This is a genomic window from Bradyrhizobium monzae (assembly GCF_021458635.1).
Taxonomy (GTDB): Bacteria; Pseudomonadota; Alphaproteobacteria; order Rhizobiales; family Xanthobacteraceae; genus Bradyrhizobium.
Window position 1 is genome coordinate 99,106 of sequence record NZ_JAIRDQ010000012.1, and the last position, 19,619, is coordinate 118,724.

Here is a 19,619-nt window from a genome sequence, read left to right on the forward strand (position 1 = left end):
TGTTCATGAAATCTGCCCAGGGATCGCGAACAGCGTTCGAGCGCTGACAATCATCAATAAAAAGCCAGGTGAACGGGCTTGGCCCTGCGCTCCGGAGTCGGCTTGACGAGGCGGCCTGGCGGTAATATGACATCAATATCACTTTTAAGCGCCGGGACAGAAACGCGGAAATTCAGCAGGGAGGAGCCGGTCATTTCGGCGGAAAATGTAATGAAGCCAAGTACTTCATTGTCCTTCCCTTTAGTGCTTAGCGCAGTCGCGCTCGCTGTCCTGGGCTCGTCTGGGCGAAAAATCGACAGGCGCGCGTCGTGATCCTGACTGAAACGCAAGCCGCTATTCGCGACGAAGTGCGCAAGTTCGCGCAGGCGCGCGTTGCGCCCTTCGCTCGCGACTACGAACAAGCCAAGGAATACCCCGCGCGGTTGTTTGAGGAGCTCGCGAGCCTTGGACTTATGGGAATGACAGCGCCCGAAGCGGCCGGAGGAGCCGGCGCCGACTACGTATCCTATGCACTCTCGCTTGTTGAAATCGCCGCGGCCGACGGTGCGCTATCTACCATTCTGAGCATTCAAAACAGTCTGGTCGTTTCAGGCTTACTCAAGGACGGCACGCCGGAGCAGCAAGCAAGATTTCTGCCCTCGCTCATCTCTGGCCGAATGATTGGCGCATTCGCACTGACCGAGGCGGGAGCGGGTTCGGATGCCTCCGCATTGAGGACCCGGGCTGTTCGCGTGGGACATGGTTACAATCTAAACGGAGCGAAGCAGTTTATCTCGTCGGGGCGAACTGCCGGCCTTGCGATCGTGTTCGCCGTAACCGATCCTGCTGCAGGCAAGCGCGGCATCTCGGCTTTTCTGGTCCGCACCGACAGTCCTGGCTACAGCGTCGAGAGAATCGAACGCAAGCTGGGGCAGGCCGCATCCGACACCTGTGCCATTCGGTTCGACAACGTTTTCGTCGAAGATGCAATGCGGCTCGGTCCGGAAGGTGCCGGCTACTCCATCGCGCTCTCCAATCTTGAGGCCGGTCGCATCGGCATTGCGGCGCAATGCGTGGGAATGGCACGCGCCGCTCTCGACGCGGCGGTAAAGTACGCTGGCGAGCGAACGAGTTTCGGGTCGCCAATCATCGCGCATCAGGCCGTCGGGTTTCGTCTTGCGGATCTCGCCGCAAGACTGGAGGCCGCTCATCAGCTCGTGTTGCATGCCGCCGCGATGAAGGATGCAGCTCTTCCATGCCTCAAGGAAGCGTCTATGGCGAAGCTCGTCGCCTCCGAAACGGCCGAGGCGGTGGTTTCGGGTTCGCTGCAGACCTTCGGCGGCTACGGCTATCTGGAAGATTATTCCATCGCGAAGATCTATCGAGATGTGCGCGTCTGTCAGATCTACGAAGGCACATCGGATATCCAGCGAATGGTCATTGCGCGCGACCTCGCGAGGGCCGCGGCGGCGCGCGACTAACAACGAAGTGCACTGAGGAGCCTCCGTGTCAGATCCAGCCGTCATCGCAAGCTACGCAAGTACGCTCATTGGCGGCGGCGAAGCGATGGCGATGGCCATCGAAATTTGAACCTCGAGAAAACGGAAAAGGTGCATGCATATAGAGGGAACAGCCGCAATCGTCACGGGCGGCGCTTCCGGTCTCGGAGGCGCCACGGCCGAGCGACTCGCGGCGGCGGGCGCCAAGGTGACCATCTTGGATCTTAACGCCGAGTTGGGAGAGGCTCACGCCAAGACGATCGGCGGGCAATTCATCAAGGTCGACGTGACCGACGAGGACGGCGTCGAACAGGCGCTCGAGTCAGCAGAGCGCATGCACGGTAAGGGGCGCATCCTGGTCAACTGCGCCGGCCTCGGGCCGCCCGGTAAGGCGATCGGTCGAGACGGCAGTGCGCTTCCGCTGTGCGATTTCGCCAGGACCATCAACATCAATCTGATTGGCAGCTTCAACATGCTGTCGAAGTTTGCCGCCCGCCTTCATACGGCCGAGCCGGACGGTGAGGAACGGGGCATCATCATCAACACTGCCAGCGTTGCTGCGTTCGATGGCCAGATCGGCCAAGCCGCCTATTCAGCATCGAAGGGCGGAATTGTCGGCATGACGCTGCCTCTTGCGCGTGAGTTCGCGCGCTATGGCATTCGGGTGATGACGATTGCGCCAGGCATCTTTCTCACACCACTGCTGATGTCGCTTCCTGAAGAGGCGCAGACGTCGCTGGGCAAGCAGGTGCCCTTTCCGAGCCGGCTCGGTCATCCGTCCGAATTCGCTCAGATGGTCGAGTCCATCGTCACCAATCCAATGCTCAACGGCGAAACCATCCGCCTCGATGGCGCAATCCGAATGGCACCCAAATGAGCGGGGTTGGCGTGGAGCGTACTCAACAGATTGCCGATCGCGTTGAGCGCTTCGTTCGGGATGTCGTGGTCCCGTTCGAGCGTGATCCTCGCCGTGATCATCATGACTGTCCCAAGGACGAATTGGTCATCGAGTTGCGAGAACTGGCGCGGGATGCGGGCGTATTGACGCCACACATCCTGGCCGACGGGTCGCATCTCTCGCAGGCGGAAACCGCAATCGTCCTGGCCAAGACAGGCCTATCGCCACTTGGCCCCCTCGCATGCAATACGGCGGCTCCCGACGAAGGCAATATGTACCTCCTGGGCAAAATTGGCTCGCCGGAGATCAAGGAGCGCTTCCTAAAACCGCTCATTGAGGGTCGCGCGCGGTCCGCCTTTTTCATGACCGAGCCGGCCGAAGAGGGGGGAGCAGGGTCCGACCCATCGATGATGACCACGACCTGCCGTCCGGATGGCAACCAGTGGGTTGTGAACGGGCGCAAGGCGTTCATCACAGGTGCTCGCGGAGCCAAGGTCGGCATCGTGATGGCAAAGGCCGAGGAGGGCGCCTGCATGTTCCTGGTCGATTTGCCTGATCCAGCAATCACCATCGACCATGTGCCCAACACGATCGACAGTTCCATGCCGGGCGGTCATGCCGTCCTGACCATCCGGAATCTGCGCATCCCGGCCGATCAAATGCTCGGACACCCGGGTGAGGGCTTCAAATATGCGCAGATCCGCCTTTCGCCGGCCAGGTTGTCGCACTGCATGCGCTGGCTGGGCGCCTGCATTCGCGCGAACGAGATTGCGACCGGGTACGCCAACCGCCGGCAGGCGTTCGGCAAGACGCTCATCGATCACGAGGGAGTTGGCTTCATGCTTGCCGACAACCAGATCGACCTCAAACAGGCTGAGTTGATGATCTCCTGGTGTGCGAGCATCCTGGACACGGGATCGCTCGGAACAAACGAGAGTTCGATGGCAAAAGTGGCCGTGAGCGAGGCGCTCATGCGGGTCGCGGATCGTTGCGTTCAGGTGATGGGCGGGACGGGTGTCACCAACGAAACCATCGTCGAGCAGGTATTCCGCGAGGTTCGTGCATTTCGGATCTACGACGGTCCCACCGAGGTGCACAAATGGTCCCTCGCCAAGAAGATCAAGCGCGACTGGCAGAAGGCGAACCCATGAGCGCTCTCGACGATGCCGCCAACTTCGGATTGGCAGAGCCATCCGATGCCTATCGCCTCGACGAGGACTCCTTGTCGCGCTGGATGGCGGCTAATGTCGACGGGTTTCGAGGACCTCTCAACGTCTCGAAATTCAAGGGAGGTCAGTCGAACCCGACTTACCGTCTTCAATCCGCAGACGGCGTCTATGTGCTCCGGCGCAAACCCCCGGGTCCATTGGTGTCCGGAGCGCACGCCGTCGATCGCGAGGCGCGCGTACAGCGCGCGTTGTCGCAGGTCGGGTTTCCTGTGGCACGCATTTACGGCTATTGCGCCGACACGTCCGTCATTGGAAGCGAATTCTATGTGATGCAGCTCGTGGAGGGCCGAATCTTCTGGGACGCCACCTTCCCGGAAGTGGGCCGAGAAGCGCGTCCATCCTACTTCAACGCCATGTGCGACGTCATCGCGCAACTCCACTCCGTTGACCCGGCGTCGATCGGCTTGGGCGACTATGGAAAGCCAGGCAGCTACTTTGCGCGGCAGATCAGCCGGTGGTCGCGACAGTATCAGGAAGATCCGGAAGCCGGGCGCGACGCAAACATGGATCGTCTCGTCAAGGAGCTCCCGGGAATGGTCCCGTCGGGGGACGAGGCCTCCATCGTCCATGGCGACTTCCGCTGCGACAATCTGATCTTTCATCCGAGCGAGCCGCGGGTGATCGCCGTGCTCGACTGGGAGCTCTCGACTCTCGGACATCCGCTTGCGGACTTCGCATACCACGCGATCATGTATCGTATGCCTCCTCGTATCGTCGCCGGTCTTGCTGGAGCGGATCTGGCCGCGCTGAACATCCCCGGAGAAGCGGAATACATCGACAGGTACTGCCGCGCGACCGACCGAGAAGCGATTTCGGACTGGCACTTCTATGTCGCATTCAACTTCTTCAGGCTTGCGGCGATCATGCACGGCATTGCGGGCCGGGCGCTGCGCGGTACGGCCTCATCGACCCAGGCTATCGAGCGGGGGAAGACCTTTCCGGAGCTGGCGGCGCTCGCTGCTCGCGCATTGGAGAATCTAACATGAGCGCTCCGGTCGAGTTTTCCTGCGCCGAAAAGATCGCCACGTTGACGTTGTCGCGCCCGAACCACGGCAACACGATTGACCCGGCGATGGCGCTCGCCCTTTTGCAGGTCGCCGAACGCTGCGACGACGATGCGGATATCCGATGCGTCATTCTGACGGGGCGAGGAAAGCTGTTTTGCGGCGGCGGAGACGTCGGTGCCTTCGCCGCAGCCGGTGCCGACGCGCCGGCCTTCCTGCGGGATCTAGCCGGAACCTTGCATGCCGCGATCGTGCGCCTGATGCGCATGCGAAAGCCATTGATTACGCTCGTGAACGGGCCCGCAGCCGGAGCCGGCATGAGCTTGGCCATGATCGGCGATTTCGCGTTGGCGGCACGCTCAGCGCATTTTAGCGCTGCCTATACTGCGTTGGGTCTCAGCCCGGACGGAGGAATGAGCTGGCTGCTACCGCGGGTCGTTGGCCTTCGGCGAGCTCAGGAGATCATTTTGTCCAACCGTCGCGTGTCGAGCGACGAGGCAGAGCGGATTGGTCTCGTTACGCGGACCGTCGATGACGAGCAATTGGCCGCCACAGGCGCCGAAATCGCTGCAGAACTCGTCGCAGAACCGATGGCCGCGCTTGGAGCCGCACGCGGTCTGTTGCTCGAAAGCTACGATAGCATGTTGGAGGCGCACCTCGATCGGGAGATGCGAAGCATCGCCGAGTTGGGCGGCTCCGACGAGTCGCGCCGCCGGGTTGCGGCATTCGCCGCTCGTCGCAATTCAAACGGATGAAAGGATCAGGCGATGGCAGAAGCTTATCTCGTTGAGGTGGTACGGACAGCTGGTGGCAGGCGTAACGGCAAGCTTGCCGGCTGGCATCCGGCCAACATGGCTGCCGAAACACTCAACGCGGTCGTCGATCGGTCGGGGATCGACCCGGCCGCCGTCGAGGACGTGATCCTGGGTTGCGTGACACAGGCCGGCGAGCAGGCGTTCGCCTTCGGGCGGAATGCGGTGCTTGCCTCCAAGCTCCCGGAATCCGTTCCGGCCGTGACGATCGATCGGCAATGCGGCAGCTCGCAGCAGGCGGTGCAGTTCGCTGCGCAAGCGGTGATGTCGGGCACTCAGGATGTAGTGATAGCCGCCGGCGCGGAAAGCATGACTCGCGTTCCGATGTTCTCGAACATTTCGTTGCACCAGAAGGAAGGCATTGGAGCCGGCCCAATCAGCGACCGCATCCAGAAGCGGTTCGGCGTGGAATCCTTCAGCCAGTTCGAGGGAGCCGAGATGATCGCAAGGAAATACGGGTTTGATCGGCTGACCTTGGACCGGTTCGCGCTCGAAAGCCACCGGCGCGCGGCGGAGGCAACGAAATCCGGAGCCTTCAAGAGCGAGATCGTTCCGCTCAAGATCGAAGGGGGAGAGCACATCGTCGATGAAGGAATTCGATTCGACGCTTCGCTGGAGTCGATCGGCTCGGTCAAGCTTCTGAAGGAGAACGGCGTCGTCAGTGCCGCCAACGCGAGCCAGATCTGCGACGGCGCCTCTGCTGCACTGGTCGTCAGCGAAAAGGCCCTCAAGGACCACAATCTGAAGCCGATCGCGCGTATCGTTGGCCTCACGGTGACCGCCGGCGACCCCGTCATTATGCTTGAAGAGCCGATCAGCGCAACCCGTCGGGCCCTTTCAAAGGCCGGAAATGAAGATCGGCGATATTGACCTCTACGAAGTCAACGAGGCTTTCGCACCGGTGCCGCTGGCCTGGCTTCAGGCGATCGAGGCCGACCCCGCAAAGCTCAATGTCAACGGCGGCGCGATTGCACTCGGTCATCCGCTCGGAGCCTCGGGTACCAAGCTCCTGTCAACCCTGGTCCATGCTCTCAGGGCTCGAGGCAAGCGATATGGCCTTCAGACGATGTGTGAGGGCGGAGGCATCGCCAACGTGACCATCATTGAAGCGTTGGGATGACCTTCCAGACACGCTGGCAGGTCGCGATCAAGAGCCAAGAGTAGAACGTCAAAGCAAAATAGAAGTGAAACCCCACAGGGAGAGATGACATGTTTGCAAGGATTTTAGGGGCGACTGCCCTGGCGACAGCGGCAATCGCGCTCGCCTCGGGTACGGCGCTAGCCCAGAAGAAATACGATACGGGTGCGTCCGACACAGAGATCAAAGTCGGCAATCTCATGCCTTACAGTGGTCCGGGATCCGCCTACGGCGTCATCGGCCAAGTGCAGGCCGCATACTTCAAGATGATCAACGATAAGGGGGGCATCAACGGACGCAAGATCAACTTCACTAGCTATGACGACGCGTACTCGCCTCCCAAGGCTGTCGAGCAGACGCGTAAGCTGGTGGAGGGCGATGAAGTGCTGCTCATGTTTGATCCGCTCGGCACGGCGAACAACACAGCCATCCAGAAATACCTGAATTCAAAAAAGATCCCGCAGCTCTTCGTCGCCTCCGGCGCTACCAAATTCAACGACCCCAAGAGCTTCCCCTGGACCACGGGTTGGCAACCGTCCTACCAGAGCGAGGCGCACGCTTACGCTAAGTATATCTTGAAGGAAAAGCCGAACGCCAAAGTCGCGGTCTTCTTCCAAAATGACGATCTTGGAAAGGATTACCTGAAGGGCCTCAAGGACAGGCTCGGTGCGAAGATCGTCGCCGAGGAAAGCTACGAAACTTCGGAGCCGACGATTGACAGTCATATCGTCAAGCTCAAGGCGACGGGCGCCGACACGCTGGTCAACATCAGCTCTCCCAAATTTGCGGCTCAGGCAATCAGGAAGATCGCTGAAGTCGACTGGAAGCCGCTGCATATCCTCAGCAACGTTTCGGCGTCGGTCGGCAGTGTGATCAAGCCTGCCGGCTTCGAGAACGCGCAAGGCATCATTTCTGCCACTTACTTGAAGGATCCGGCGGATCCGCAGTGGGACAATGATCCCGGCATGAAGGAGTTTCAGAGCTTTCTGAGCAAATACTATCCAGAAGGCAACAAACGCGACATATTGCTGATCACCGGCTACGCACTTGCGGAGACGCTGGCGCAAACCTTGAAGCAGTGCGGTGACGATCTCACGCGCGAGAACGTCATGAAGCAGGCTGCGAACCTGAAGGAATGGCGCACCGAGGCGCTGTTGCCGGGGATCTACGCGAACACGTCGCCGACTGACTTTGCTCCGATCAGCCAACTTCAGCTGATGCGCTTTAGCGGCGAAAAGTGGGAGCTGTTCGGAGATGTGATCAACGGGGATGCGGCGGACTAGATCGGTCGCAGAGAACCGCGGCGCATGCCTCCGACCCAGCATTTGAACTTTGACTGTGTCGAAAGGCATGCGTGGCGGGCTGCAATCGCCAGAGTTCGGACAAAAAGAACTCCGGACACCCTGCAGCGGGCCATCCGATCGCACATCGCCGGGAACTGTTTCGAATTCAAGCGGCAGCGAGCGCAATTGTTGCGTTCGTAGAAACGATGAGTAAGACGCATGATCAACTATCGACCCTCCTGGCTTGAGTCTGACCTCGAGATGTATCGAGACACCGTGTCCCGCTTCATCGACAAGGAAATGGCGCCGCTGGATGAAGAGGCGCGCAAACGAGGCAATGTCGGGCACGAACTCTGGCTGAAAGCCGGGGCACTTGGGCTTCTGTGTTCGGACATTCCGACCGAATATGGCGGCGGCGGGGGTGATTTTCGGAACGAAGCGATTTTTTACGACGCTATGGCACGCCGCGGCCTGACGGGAATGAATCCGTCTGTCCACACGATCGTGGCCCACTATCTGCTGAATCACGGGACGGAGGAGCAAAAACGGGAATATTTGCCGCGCCTGGCGCGTGGAGAGTTGGTCGGAGCCATCGCGATGACCGAGCCGGGTGCGGGCTCGGATCTTCAATCCATTCGTACCCGTGCGGAACGGCGCGCCGATAGCTATGTGATCAACGGTTCCAAGACCTTCATCTCCAACGGCCTCCTTGCAGGTTTAGTGCTCGTAGTCGTGAAAACAAATCCGACCGAGCGCGCCAGCGGAATGTCGATCATTTTGGTCGAGACCGCGAAAGCTCCCGGCTTTAGGGTCGGCCGCGTGCTCGATAAGATTGGCCTTAAGGCGCAGGATACCTGCGAGCTGTTCTTCGACGAGGTCGTGGTGCCGGCCACAAATCTGCTTGGTGGAGTGGAGGGGCGTGGTTTCTATCAATTGATGTCGGACCTGCCTTATGAGCGGACCATTATCGGCGTGATGGCGGTTGCGGCAATGGAGGGCGCTCTTGAAGCCACGCTTGCTTTCGTCCGGGAACGCTGGGCTTTCGGGATGCCGATCGCTGAATTCCAGAACACCAAATACAGGCTGGCCGAGTTGGCGACGATCACAAAGGTCACGCGCTGCTTCGTCGACCAGTGTGTCGAAGCATTGGTTTCTGGCACACTCGATGCAGCCACGGCGTCGATGGCTAAACTCTGGGCGTCAGAGCAGCAGGGCAAGGTCATCGACGAGTGCTTGCAACTGCATGGTGGCTCCGGCTTCATGAACGAGTATCTCATTGCACGCATGTACGCCGACGCACGCGTGCAGCGCATTTACGGCGGGACGAGCGAGATGATGAAGGAAGTAATCTCGAGAGCGCTCTAGATTATCGGAGCTATTAGAAGTGACTCGACGACTGAACCCCCGGTGGGCCGGCGCGCTCAGGAGGATGCCATGAAAGCAGTGTTGGTCGAAAAGTTTGATTGTATCGAAAATATTGTCATCAAGGATGTGGCTAAGCCGGACTTGTCAACGGGAATGGTCCGCGTTCGAATCCAGGCAGCGGCCGTCGGCTTCGTGGATGGCCTGAAGGTGCAGGGCTTGTACCAGACAAAAGATCCTTTGCCATTTACGCCCGGGTCGGAGTTTGCGGGCATCGTCGACGAGGCGGCCGCAGATGTTGGGGGCCTCGCACCCGGTACGCCCGTCATCGGCATGGTCAGAAATGGTGGCCTTGCCGAGTATATCTGCGCACAGGCCCAAGATCTTTTCGTTACGCCAAAGGGCATAGCGCCAGAGGTCGGCGCCTCGTTCTTCGCCAATTACCTCACGGCGCTGTACGCGCTTAGCGCCCGGGCAAAGCTACAGGGCGGCGAGACACTTTTGGTTCTGGGGGCCGCCGGCGGGGTGGGAATAGCGGCTGTTCAGGTTGGAAAGTTGTTGGGCGCCCGCGTCATTGCGGCCGCTTCGACTGAGGAGAAGCGACAATTTGCGATCAAATATGGGGCAGATGCGGGCGTGGATTATACGCATGAAGGGTGGCGTGACGAACTCAAGGGACTCACCGGCGGTCACGGCGCGGATGTGATCTACGATCCCGTCGGAGGAGATCTGAGCCTGCAGGCATTCCGTTCGATCGCCTGGAATGGCCGGCACCTGGTGATCGGCTTTGCTTCCGGAATTATTCCAGCGCTGCGGTTCAATCTGCCTCTTCTAAAAGGAGGGGCGCTGTTGGGCGTCGACCTGGCGCAGATTGGTCGTCGTGAACCGGATGTGCGAGATCAAGTCATCGCCCAGCTATTCGGTTGGTTGAGCAAGAAGACACTGGTTCCGGTCGTAGGAAAGGTCTTTGCATTCGAGGAATTCCACGATGCGTTCAAAGCAATGACGACCCGCTCGGCCCTAGGAAAGATGGTCGTCAGGATCGGCTGACGATTCTCCTCGATTAGGTCTTCGGAGAAATCCTCATGAAAGTGTCAGACGCGCTGAACTCGAGGACCTCTGTGCGGGCATTCTTGGACTTCCCGGTCCCTATGGAGACTGTCCAAGAGATCCTGCTCACGGCCAGCCGCTCACCCTCCGGCGGAAATCTACAGCCGTGGCATGTCTGGGCGCTTGGCGGCCAAGAGCTCGCACGCTTCAAGGCGTTGATGGCCGAGCGGATCAAGATCAACCCGATGGGCGAACAGCCAGAATACAAGATCTATCCGCCAGAACTGAAGGAGCCCTATAGAACTCGGCGATTCAAGACTGGCGAAGATCTCTATCGCACCATCGGGGTTCCGCGCGAAGACAAACCTGCGCGTCTCAATCAGCTTGCAAAGAACTTTACCTTTTTTGGTGCGCCTGTCGGCCTGTTTTTCGCCATCGATCGCCAGATGGAGCCTGGGCAATGGGCCGATCTTGGCATGTACATGCAATCTATTATGTTGCTCGCTTTGGAGAAGGGATTGAGTACCTGCCCGCAAGAGGCGTGGGCGCTCTGGCACAAGACCGTCGCGGAATTCATCGGGCTGCCTTCCCATCTGATGCTCTTTTGCGGCATGGCTCTCGGCTACATGGACCCGGAACATCCGATCAACCGTCTGCGCGCAGATCGTGCCGGCCCATCGGAATTCATGACGATCCGTGGATTTTGATTAGGCGGGCTCGACTACGACGGAAGTCGCCCGATATCGAGCGTCCGTAAACTGATCAACGGCTTCGCCAGGAACATGCAATATCCGTTTTTAGCAGTGACCTGATGATGTACGACGCCACATAAGAAGGCTCACTCTGCATGAACATGGGAGGCAGGCCCGTGAGGGACATTGTGCAATCATCGCAATTAACAGGGCGAAGCCGCACAACACCTTGAACGAAGCCCGCCATACCGAACTTAAAAACCTCTTTGATTGATTCGCGGCCTTACCTGGCTCGCACGGAGGTCGGCGATCTCGAAACCGCGAAGTCGCCATTGATAACGTGACATGAGCCGCATTTTGACAGCTATCCATAGTGTAGATGCGGCCCATCAACATAATCGATTTTACCAATCCTAGAAGATCCCGCATAAGAAAACGTCTCGGTTTGGAGAAAAGCCTTCGGCCAATCAGAATGGTGCTCAATCTTTGCCTGGAGCCGAGGGAATATTTCGGTGCTTGCCGAGCATCAACTCAAGCGCATTTTCAGTGCGGCCAGGTGCTTGGGCGGTTTCATCGGTCGGTGGGGCCTACCACTGTCGACGGAAACCGACGGAATGTAGTAGCGTCGTCCTCCGAGACTGACTTCTGCCAGGTCACCCAAGGCGGCCGGGGTTCTTTTTGTGTGCCATGTGCGAGCGACAGCTTCGAGATGGATAATCCTCTATCCAGCTATCCGCTTTACGAATCTCTTGAGAAGGGGGCAGGGCCATCATGCTTGGCTCTCAATCCAGCCGACGATGATGAAGTTCATGCCGACAGATAGCTGGACTCCCCGCGGGTCGTCGATCTGCATCGAGTGTCATCGATGTTTGAGTGGCAACTTGCGTGATGTGTCCACGCGTCGGCCATACCGCGACTACGATGTTGTTTCCTTGCCGGAAGATAGAGGCTGCACACGCGATGGCGCTCTGTTCACCACGCGCTCGCGCCTTACCGCCTCCTGCTGCCGCGACATGCTGGCATTCGATCGTGCTCGCCAAAACCGCGCTTCGGCTGGCGAAGCTTGTTCTGCCCCGCAGAATCCGAACGACCCAGATCCGCAGCAATCTGAGCACCTTCAATCGAAGGTCTCAAGAAGAGCGTAGCTGTTCTGAAAGCATTATTCTTGAAATTGGGGGATGTTGACCCGCATGTGTGGGATTGTAGGCATTTTGGGGCGCGAACCCGTTGCTGAGCGGCTGATCGAAGCGCTCACTCGTCTGGAATATCGCGGCTACGATTCAGCGGGAGTTGCAACGCTCGACGGCAATCATCTTGAGCGCCGGCGCGCCGAGGGCAAGCTGAAAAATCTTGAGGCCAGCCTACGTCGCAATCCGCTACCGGGTCACACTGGTATTGGTCATACCCGCTGGGCCACTCATGGTAAGCCCACGGAGTCCAACGCGCATCCGCATACGACGGACAATGTCGCGGTCGTCCATAACGGAATCATCGAAAATTTTCGTGAGTTGCGCGCCGAACTTGAGCAGAATGGCGCTAGATTTGTTTCCGACACTGACACCGAGGTGGTGGCGCATCTGGTCGAATCCTATCTGAAGATGCGCTACTCGCCCCAAAAAGCAGTGAAAGAATCCCTACCGCGACTGCGCGGTACGTTTGCCCTGGTATTCCTGTTCAAGGAGCACTGCGATCTCATGATCGCTGCCCGGAAGGGATCCCCGCTCGCGATCGGCTATGGCAATGACGAAGTGTATATCGGTTCGGATGCCATTGCGCTCGCCCCGTTCACCGACGCCATCACTTATCTTGAAGATGGGGACTGGGCCGTGTTTACCCGCAAGATCGGCGTCATCTACGATTCCAAAGGCGCAGTCGCGCACCGCGAGACGCTGAAATTGGGTGTGTCGTCGTTCCTGGTTGACAAGGCGAATTATAGACACTTTATGGCCAAGGAGATCCATGAGCAGCCGGAGGTGGTCGGACAGACGCTGGCGCGCTATATCGACACGGCCTGCGAACGTGTTGCGCTGCCGGTCAAGCTGCCGTTCGACTTCAGAGAGGTCCGGCGCATCACGATCACTGCTTGCGGCACAGCGAGCTATGCGGGCAACGTCGCAAAATACTGGTTCGAGCGCTTTGCGCGCGTTCCGGTTGAAGTCGATGTCGCGTCCGAGTTCCGCTACCGCGAATCGACTTTGCAAAGAGGTGATCTCGCGATCTTTGTTTCGCAGTCAGGCGAGACGGCGGATACGCTTGCCGCGCTCCGCTATGCCAAGGCGGAAGGGGCACACACGCTCGCCGTCGTCAACGTACCAACATCGACGATCGCTCGCGAGAGCGAAACCGTGCTGCCGACGCTGGCCGGCCCCGAGATCGGCGTTGCCTCGACCAAAGCCTTTACCTGCCAACTGATAGTGCTAGCCGTGCTTGGAGTCGCGGCCGCCAAGGCGCGCGGCGAACTGTCCGAGGATGAGGAGATCGACTTGGTGCGTGGCTTGGTTGAAATTCCTCGCCTGATGTCGGCAGCGCTCACCACCGAGCCGCAGATCGAGAGGCTTGCGAGCGACATCGCGAAAGCGCGCGACGTGATCTACCTTGGTCGCGGTACGAGCTTCCCGATCGCGCTAGAGGGCGCACTGAAGCTAAAGGAAATCTCCTACATCCATGCAGAGGGGTATGCTGCGGGCGAGCTCAAGCACGGGCCGATTGCGCTGATCGACGAGACTGTGCCAGTCGTGGTGATCGCACCGCGTGATCGTTTATTCGAGAAGACGGTCTCGAACATGCAGGAGGTGGCAGCGCGCGGCGGCAACATTGTCCTCATGACCGATGCCAAGGGCGCTGAAGAGGCGACACTGGATACGTTCGCCACCATCGTGCTGCCGGACATGCCGGCCGCCTTCACGCCGATGGTCTACGCGATCCCCGTGCAACTGCTCGCATACCACACGGCCATCGTGATGGGCACGGATGTCGACCAGCCGCGGAATCTCGCCAAATCCGTTACCGTCGAATAGGGAGCCGGTCGATCGCTTCCGGTCCTCAAACTGGCCTAGACGATCATGTCTGAGCATTCACGTCTGGCCAGCCCGCTGAGGCTGGGCTGTAAAGATGCCAGCGTCTCCCTCTCGCGACCTCGCCAAAAAAGGGTGACAAAGGATTATGAAGCAGTTTTCAAGCATCGACGAAGTCATGTTCTCCGATCTGATTCAGAACGCGACTGATGCGGACGTCACGACGCCGCAATTGCTTCGCATCTGGGCCACGCTTCGGCGCCCGGGGCAGGCGATTGCAGGATGTGCATGACATGAACATCGTAGCCGAACACAAGATTTCGGGCGAACCGATTGATAAAGCGCCCAAGCGCCCGGTCCGGCCGGTGCTCTGGTTCATCATCGTCGGCGTGCTGCTCGGTGCGCTGGTCGGTGGCCTCGTCTGGTTCAACTACTTGCGTGGCCAGATGATCAAGCAGTTCTTCGCCAACAACAAGCCGCCGCCGACCTTGGTCAGCGCGGCCGAGGCGAAGTCCGAAGTGGTGCCGAACCTGCTCACCGCAGTCGGCGGCCTTACCGCCGTGCACCAGGTCGACGTCAGTGCCGACGTCAACGGCCGCGTCACCGAGATCAAGTTCGAGCCCGGCGCTCATGTCGAGGCCGGCATGCCGCTGGTGCAGCTGTTCGACGCGCCGGATCAGGGCGATCTTGCCAACTACAAGGCGCAGGCGACCGTTGCGCAGTTGTCGCTCGATCGCGCCAAGCAACTGGCTTCGCGCCAGTTCGGTCCGCAAGCGACCGTCGATTCCGCGCAGGCCGCCTATGACCAGGCGCTGGCCGGCATCGCCAAGACCGAAGCGCTGATCTCGCAGAAGCTGGTGCGCGCGCCGTTCTCGGGCGACCTCGGCGTCCGCAAGGTCGAGGTCGGACAGTATCTCACGGCAGGCACTGCGATCGTCTCGCTGACCGATCTGTCGGAGCTGTGGGCGAACTTCACGGTGACCGAAAAGGACTCGGGCAATCTCAAGGTTGGCCAGCCGGTGCGGCTGAAGGTCGATGCCTACCCGGGCCGCACCTTCGACGCAAAGATCACCACGATCGAGCCGCAGATCGCCACCGACACCCGTAACATCCGGGTGCAGGCGACGGTCGCTAATCCGGAGAAGATCCTGAAGCCTGGCATGTTCGTGACCACCACGGTGGTTCTGCCGGACAAGCCGGCGGTGGTCACCGTGCCCGAGACAGCGGTCGACTACACGCTGTACGGCGATTCCGTGTTTGTGATCGCCGAGAAAAAGGGAGAGGACGGCAAGACCAGCTTGAGCGCGGTGCGCACGTTCGTGCAGACCGGCAACCGGGTCGATGGTCGCGCTGAAATCGTCAAAGGCTTGAAGCCGGGTGACAAGGTCGTCGCCGTCGGCCAGCTCAAGCTGCAATCGGGCTCGGCCGCGTCGATTTCGACCGACCCGGCCCCGCAGATCCCGGCGCAGCCGCCGCGCCACTGACAATGCACTCGCGTGATCCGGTCTGACCGGATCACGTTCTTGAAACAAAAGAGATCGAGTTCGCCGCGATGACCTTTACCGATATCTTCATCAAGCGACCGGTTCTGTCGGTCGTCGTCAGTCTGCTGATCCTGCTAATTGGCCTGCGCGCGGCGATGGTACTGCCGATCCGGCAATATCCGAAGCTTTCGAACACGGTCATCAACATCACGACAGTCTACCCCGGCGCGTCTGCGGACCTGGTCCAGGGCTTCATCACGACGCCGATCGAGCAGGCGGTCGCTTCCGCCGAGGGCGTCGACTACGTTACCTCGTCCTCGGTGCTCGGCACGTCGACGATCCAGGTCTACATCAAGCTGAACTTTGACCCGAACCAGGGGCTCACCGAGGTGCTCGCCAAGGTGAATTCGGTCAAATATCTGATCCCGAAGGAATCCAACGATCCGGTCGTCACCAAGACCACCGGCCAGACCACGGCCGTGATGTATATAGGCTTCTCCTCTGAGGAACTGTCGGGCTCGGCAATCTCGGACTATCTGACGCGCGTCGTGCAGCCGGTGCTGTCGACCGTCGATGGCGTGGCGTCCGCCGATATCCTGGGCGGCCAGACCTTTGCGATGCGGTTGTGGCTCGATCCGGTGAAGATGGCCGGCCACAACGTGTCCCCGGCTGATGTCGCGGCCGCGATCACCGCCAACAACTTCCAGTCCGCGGCGGGCCAGACAAAGGGCTACCTCATCCTCTCGAACATCACGACGAACACAGGCCTGACCGACGTCAACGAGTTCAGGAAGTTGATCGTCAAGGCCAAGGACGGCGGCTTCGTGCGGATGGAGGACATCGCCACCGTCGAACTTGCAGCCCAGAGCACGGACGCCAGCGTTGCCTTTAACGGCGAGCACGCGATCTTCATCGGCGTGAACGCAACGCCGCAGGGCAACCCGCTGACTCTTGTGAACGGTGTGCGCGCGCTGTTCCCCGAGCTCGAGCGCAATCTGCCACCGTCGATGAAGATGAAGGTCGCCTACGACTCGACCAAGTTCATTCAGTCGTCGATCGACGAGGTGGAGAAGACGCTGGGCGAAGCCGTGATTATCGTGATCGTGGTGATCTTCCTGTTCCTGGGCTCGTTCCGCTCGGTGATCATCCCGGTCGTCACCATCCCGCTGTCGATGATCGGCGTCTGTACGCTGATGCTGGCGCTCGGCTTCAGCTTCAACCTGCTGACGTTGCTCGCCATGGTGCTCGCGATCGGCCTCGTGGTCGACGACGCCATCGTGGTGGTGGAGAACGTCCATCGCCATCTGGAGGAGGGTGAGACGCCGGTGCAGGCGGCGCTGCAAGGCGCGCGCGAGATCGTCGGTCCGGTCATCTCCATGACCATTACGCTCGCCGCGGTGTACGCTCCGATCGGCTTCCTCGGGGGCCTCACCGGCTCGCTGTTCCGTGAATTCGCCTTCACGCTGGCGGGCTCCGTGATCGTGTCCGGCGTCATCGCGCTGACGCTGTCGCCGATGATGTGCTCGGGACTGCTGAAGAACACCGAAGAGGGCCGGTTTGCAAAGCTGGTGAACAGGTTGTTCGGCGCCGTCACGCGCTGGTATGGCCGCAGGCTCGACCGCTCGCTCGACTATAAGGCCATCACCGGGCTGGTCGCGGTGACGATCCTTGGGCTCGTCGGGTTCCTCTACATGCACACATCGAAAGAGCTCGCACCTGAGGAAGACCAGGGCATCGTGTTCGCGGTGATCAAGGCGCCGAAATATGCCAACATCGACTATCTCGATTTCTATGGCGACAAGCTTGACAAGAAACTGCAAGGCTTTCCCGAGTCCGATCTGCGCTTCGCGCTGAACGGCATCAACGGTCCCCAGACCGGTATCGCCGGCATGCTGCTGAAGCCGTGGGATGAACGGAAGCGCTCTTCGATCCAGTTGGTTCCGCTGGTTCAGGCCGAGCTCAGCAAGATCGAGGGCATCCAGGCGTTCGCCTTCAACCTGCCGCCGCTGCCCGGCGGACCCGGCGGCCTGCCGGTGCAGATGGTGATCAATTCGACCGCGGGCTTCCAGGCCGTCTATGAGCAGATGGAGAAGCTGAAGGGCGCCGCGCGCAAGAGCGGCATGTTCATCGTCTCCGATAGCGATCTCGCCTTCAACCAGCCGACCGTGAAGGTGAACGTCGACCGCGCCAAGGCCCAGGATCTTGGCATCAACATGCAGAACGTCGGCAGCGCGCTCGCGATCCTGGGCGGCGGCAATTACATCAATCGCTTCAACCTGGAGGGCCGTTCCTATCAGGTGATCCCCCAGGTACCACGCGCCCAGCGGCTCTCGCCGGAAGCGCTCGGCAATTACTATGTGGCGACCAGCACCGGCCAGCAAGTGCCGCTGTCGACGGTGGTGTCGATCGAGACGTTGACCGCTCCGAATTCATTGACGCACTACAACCAGCTCAACTCGGCGACCTTCTCGGCCGTGCCGATGCCCGGCGTGACCGTCGGCCAGGCCGTCGACTTCCTTGAAGGCGAAGCCAAGAAGCTGCCGCAGGGCTTCAGCCACGACTACCTCGCGGATAGCCGTCAGTATGTGCAGGAAGGCAATCAGCTCGCGATCACCTTCAGCTTCGCACTGATCATCATCTTCCTGGTGCTGGCGGCGCAGTTCGAGAGCCTGCGCGACCCGCTGGTGATCATGATCTCGGTGCCGATGGCGATCGTCGGCGCGCTGATCCCGCTGTTCTTCGGTGCAGCGACCATGAACATCTACACGCAGGTGGGCCTGTTGACCCTGGTCGGCCTGATCACCAAGCACGGCATCCTGATGGTCGAGTTCGCCAACGAGCTCCAGCTCAACGAACGGCTTGACCGCCGCTCGGCGATCGAGATGGCGGCTCGCATCCGACTGCGGCCAATCCTGATGACGACGGCCGCGATGGTCACCGGCCTGATCCCGCTTCTGACCGCGACCGGCGCCGGGGCGGCCAGCCGCTTCTCGATCGGGCTCGTGGTTGTCGCTGGCATGTCGATCGGCACGCTGTTCACCCTGTTCGTGCTGCCGGCGGTCTATGTGGTGCTCGCGACCGACCACCGTGCCCCAGGCCAGATCCGTGCGGAACAAGCAGCTCGAAGAGCTGAGTCTCGGCTCGAACGCGGTGCGGCTGGCCTGAGGGCGCTCGATTGAAGATCCAAAACGGCATAGCCATTGCCCAGGCGCATCCGCGCGGAAGCAAGTGCTAGTTGTGTGCAGATGAGGGCGCTACCATCGGGCAGGCGTTGCGCCATAAGTCCGTGCAAATGATGGTCGATATTGACGGCCAGCTCGTAAGCATATGTCAGGAAGCCCCGCGGTCAAGCTTTGATGCTAGAGGTTAGTCCAAGATATTTTTTCGATTGAGGCAGCGAGCTCGATGCCCTCACCCAAGGAATCGACCATCTGCTTCAACCGCTTGGCTTGATTGACACACCTCTCCGGAAGCTGCGAACGTCCGACCGCTCGGGCTGAAAGGCCTCAACTAGAACTGGCACTGCGCTCGCAGGATTGCTGTCGCCACATACGAAAACATCAACGGCCGCGTAGGACCTCTCAGGCCAAGTATGTAAGGTCATGTGCGATTCAGCCAACAACGCAATTGCCGAGACGCCGTTGCCCGGACAAAACTTATGAACATGAAGGTGGAGTAATGTCGCATTCGCCGCATGGATGGCTTTTCGGATGGCGTCTTCCGCAAGGTCCGGATCGTCGAGGTTTTTCGCTCCCCATAGCTCGATGAGCATATGCGTCGCACCGGTCGACAGAGCCGGTGGTACTTCCTCTTCGTTATCAATAATCATTAAGCAATCTCCGTTGAATTGACGGCTCAATAAGATGAGCTATTCGGGATTTAGGTGACGAGGTGATCAGGCCGTGTGTTTTGCCGGCACGTGCATGACCTCAATACCGCCGTTGAATCCGACAATTGCGATGACCTTCGGCAACTGATTTGTGCCTTCGAGCCGACGCCAAGTCCTTGATGTGGCGATCAGCAGCTCGAGCACCATGGGCCTGGCGGTGATTGGCGACAAGATGTCCTTCGTCCGCCTTTGAACGCTTGACGACTGCCCTCGAGCGGCCGTGAACAGGACGCTGGTCTCGTGGAAACGGTAACACGTGTCTGTATCGGTTCTTGCACAATCGATG

General features: G+C 59.8%; 15 protein-coding genes and 1 pseudogene. 13 read left to right on the forward strand and 3 right to left on the reverse strand.

The window, feature by feature from the left end; all coding sequences use genetic code 11:
• Nucleotides 1–53: 53 nt before the first annotated feature.
• A complete protein-coding gene (locus tag K3F49_RS32475) occupies nt 54–329 on the reverse strand; it encodes a hypothetical protein (RefSeq protein WP_234684965.1) in 276 nt (91 codons plus the stop codon).
• On the opposite strand from K3F49_RS32475, the gene K3F49_RS32480 reads away from it, so the two are divergent.
• The 13 genes and pseudogenes from K3F49_RS32480 (at nt 309) to K3F49_RS32540 (ending at nt 18,623) form a co-directional block, all read left to right on the forward strand.
• Nucleotides 309–1,460, forward strand: a complete 1,152-nt coding sequence (locus K3F49_RS32480) for an acyl-CoA dehydrogenase family protein (RefSeq protein WP_198033740.1) — start codon at nt 309–311, stop codon at nt 1,458–1,460. The two genes, K3F49_RS32475 and K3F49_RS32480, sit on opposite strands and share 21 nt — an antisense overlap.
• A gap of 133 nt (nt 1,461–1,593) precedes the next feature.
• A complete protein-coding gene (locus tag K3F49_RS32485; protein WP_234684966.1) occupies nt 1,594–2,355 on the forward strand; it encodes a 3-hydroxyacyl-CoA dehydrogenase in 762 nt (253 codons plus the stop codon).
• On the forward strand, nt 2,352–3,527 hold the full coding sequence (locus K3F49_RS32490) for an acyl-CoA dehydrogenase family protein (protein WP_234684967.1): 1,176 nt from the start codon (nt 2,352–2,354) through the stop codon (nt 3,525–3,527). Before K3F49_RS32485 ends, K3F49_RS32490 begins: the two co-directional genes overlap by 4 nt.
• Entirely contained in the window at nt 3,524–4,591 is a 1,068-nt protein-coding gene (locus K3F49_RS32495) for a phosphotransferase (RefSeq protein WP_234684968.1), read from the forward strand. Before K3F49_RS32490 ends, K3F49_RS32495 begins: the two co-directional genes overlap by 4 nt.
• A complete protein-coding gene (locus K3F49_RS32500) occupies nt 4,588–5,364 on the forward strand; it encodes an enoyl-CoA hydratase/isomerase family protein (protein WP_234684969.1) in 777 nt (258 codons plus the stop codon). Before K3F49_RS32495 ends, K3F49_RS32500 begins: the two co-directional genes overlap by 4 nt.
• A gap of 12 nt (nt 5,365–5,376) precedes the next feature.
• Nucleotides 5,377–6,541: pseudogene (locus tag K3F49_RS32505) on the forward strand (acetyl-CoA C-acetyltransferase).
• Between the two features lie 89 nt (nt 6,542–6,630).
• Nucleotides 6,631–7,842, forward strand: coding sequence for an ABC transporter substrate-binding protein (locus K3F49_RS32510; protein WP_234684970.1), 1,212 nt, complete (start codon nt 6,631–6,633; stop codon nt 7,840–7,842).
• 219 nt (nt 7,843–8,061) lie between these two features.
• Nucleotides 8,062–9,207, forward strand: a complete 1,146-nt coding sequence (locus K3F49_RS32515; protein WP_234684971.1) for an acyl-CoA dehydrogenase family protein — start codon at nt 8,062–8,064, stop codon at nt 9,205–9,207.
• 69 nt (nt 9,208–9,276) lie between these two features.
• Nucleotides 9,277–10,254, forward strand: a complete 978-nt coding sequence (locus tag K3F49_RS32520) for an NADPH:quinone oxidoreductase family protein (RefSeq protein WP_234684972.1) — start codon at nt 9,277–9,279, stop codon at nt 10,252–10,254.
• Between the two features lie 35 nt (nt 10,255–10,289).
• Complete coding sequence (locus tag K3F49_RS32525) at nt 10,290–10,961, forward strand: nitroreductase (RefSeq protein WP_234684973.1); 672 nt, start codon at nt 10,290–10,292, stop codon at nt 10,959–10,961.
• Between the two features lie 1,175 nt (nt 10,962–12,136).
• Entirely contained in the window at nt 12,137–13,963 is a 1,827-nt protein-coding gene (gene glmS / locus K3F49_RS32530) for a glutamine--fructose-6-phosphate transaminase (isomerizing) (RefSeq protein WP_234685077.1), read from the forward strand.
• Nucleotides 13,964–14,253: 290 nt separating this feature from the next.
• Nucleotides 14,254–15,444 carry an efflux RND transporter periplasmic adaptor subunit gene (locus tag K3F49_RS32535; protein WP_234684974.1) on the forward strand — a complete coding sequence of 397 codons (1,191 nt, stop codon included), beginning with the start codon at nt 14,254–14,256 and terminating at the stop codon, nt 15,442–15,444.
• Between the two features lie 68 nt (nt 15,445–15,512).
• Nucleotides 15,513–18,623 carry a multidrug efflux RND transporter permease subunit gene (locus K3F49_RS32540; RefSeq protein ID WP_234684975.1) on the forward strand — a complete coding sequence of 1,037 codons (3,111 nt, stop codon included), beginning with the start codon at nt 15,513–15,515 and terminating at the stop codon, nt 18,621–18,623.
• Nucleotides 18,624–18,880: 257 nt separating this feature from the next.
• Here K3F49_RS32540 and speD read toward each other — a convergent pair whose 3' ends face one another.
• Both speD and K3F49_RS32550 read right to left on the reverse strand, forming a co-directional pair.
• Nucleotides 18,881–19,273 carry an adenosylmethionine decarboxylase gene (speD, locus tag K3F49_RS32545; protein WP_234684976.1) on the reverse strand — a complete coding sequence of 131 codons (393 nt, stop codon included), beginning with the start codon at nt 19,271–19,273 and terminating at the stop codon, nt 18,881–18,883.
• A 66-nt stretch (nt 19,274–19,339) separates the two neighbouring features.
• Entirely contained in the window at nt 19,340–19,504 is a 165-nt protein-coding gene (locus K3F49_RS32550; protein WP_452101137.1) for a hypothetical protein, read from the reverse strand.
• Nucleotides 19,505–19,619 lie beyond the last annotated feature (115 nt).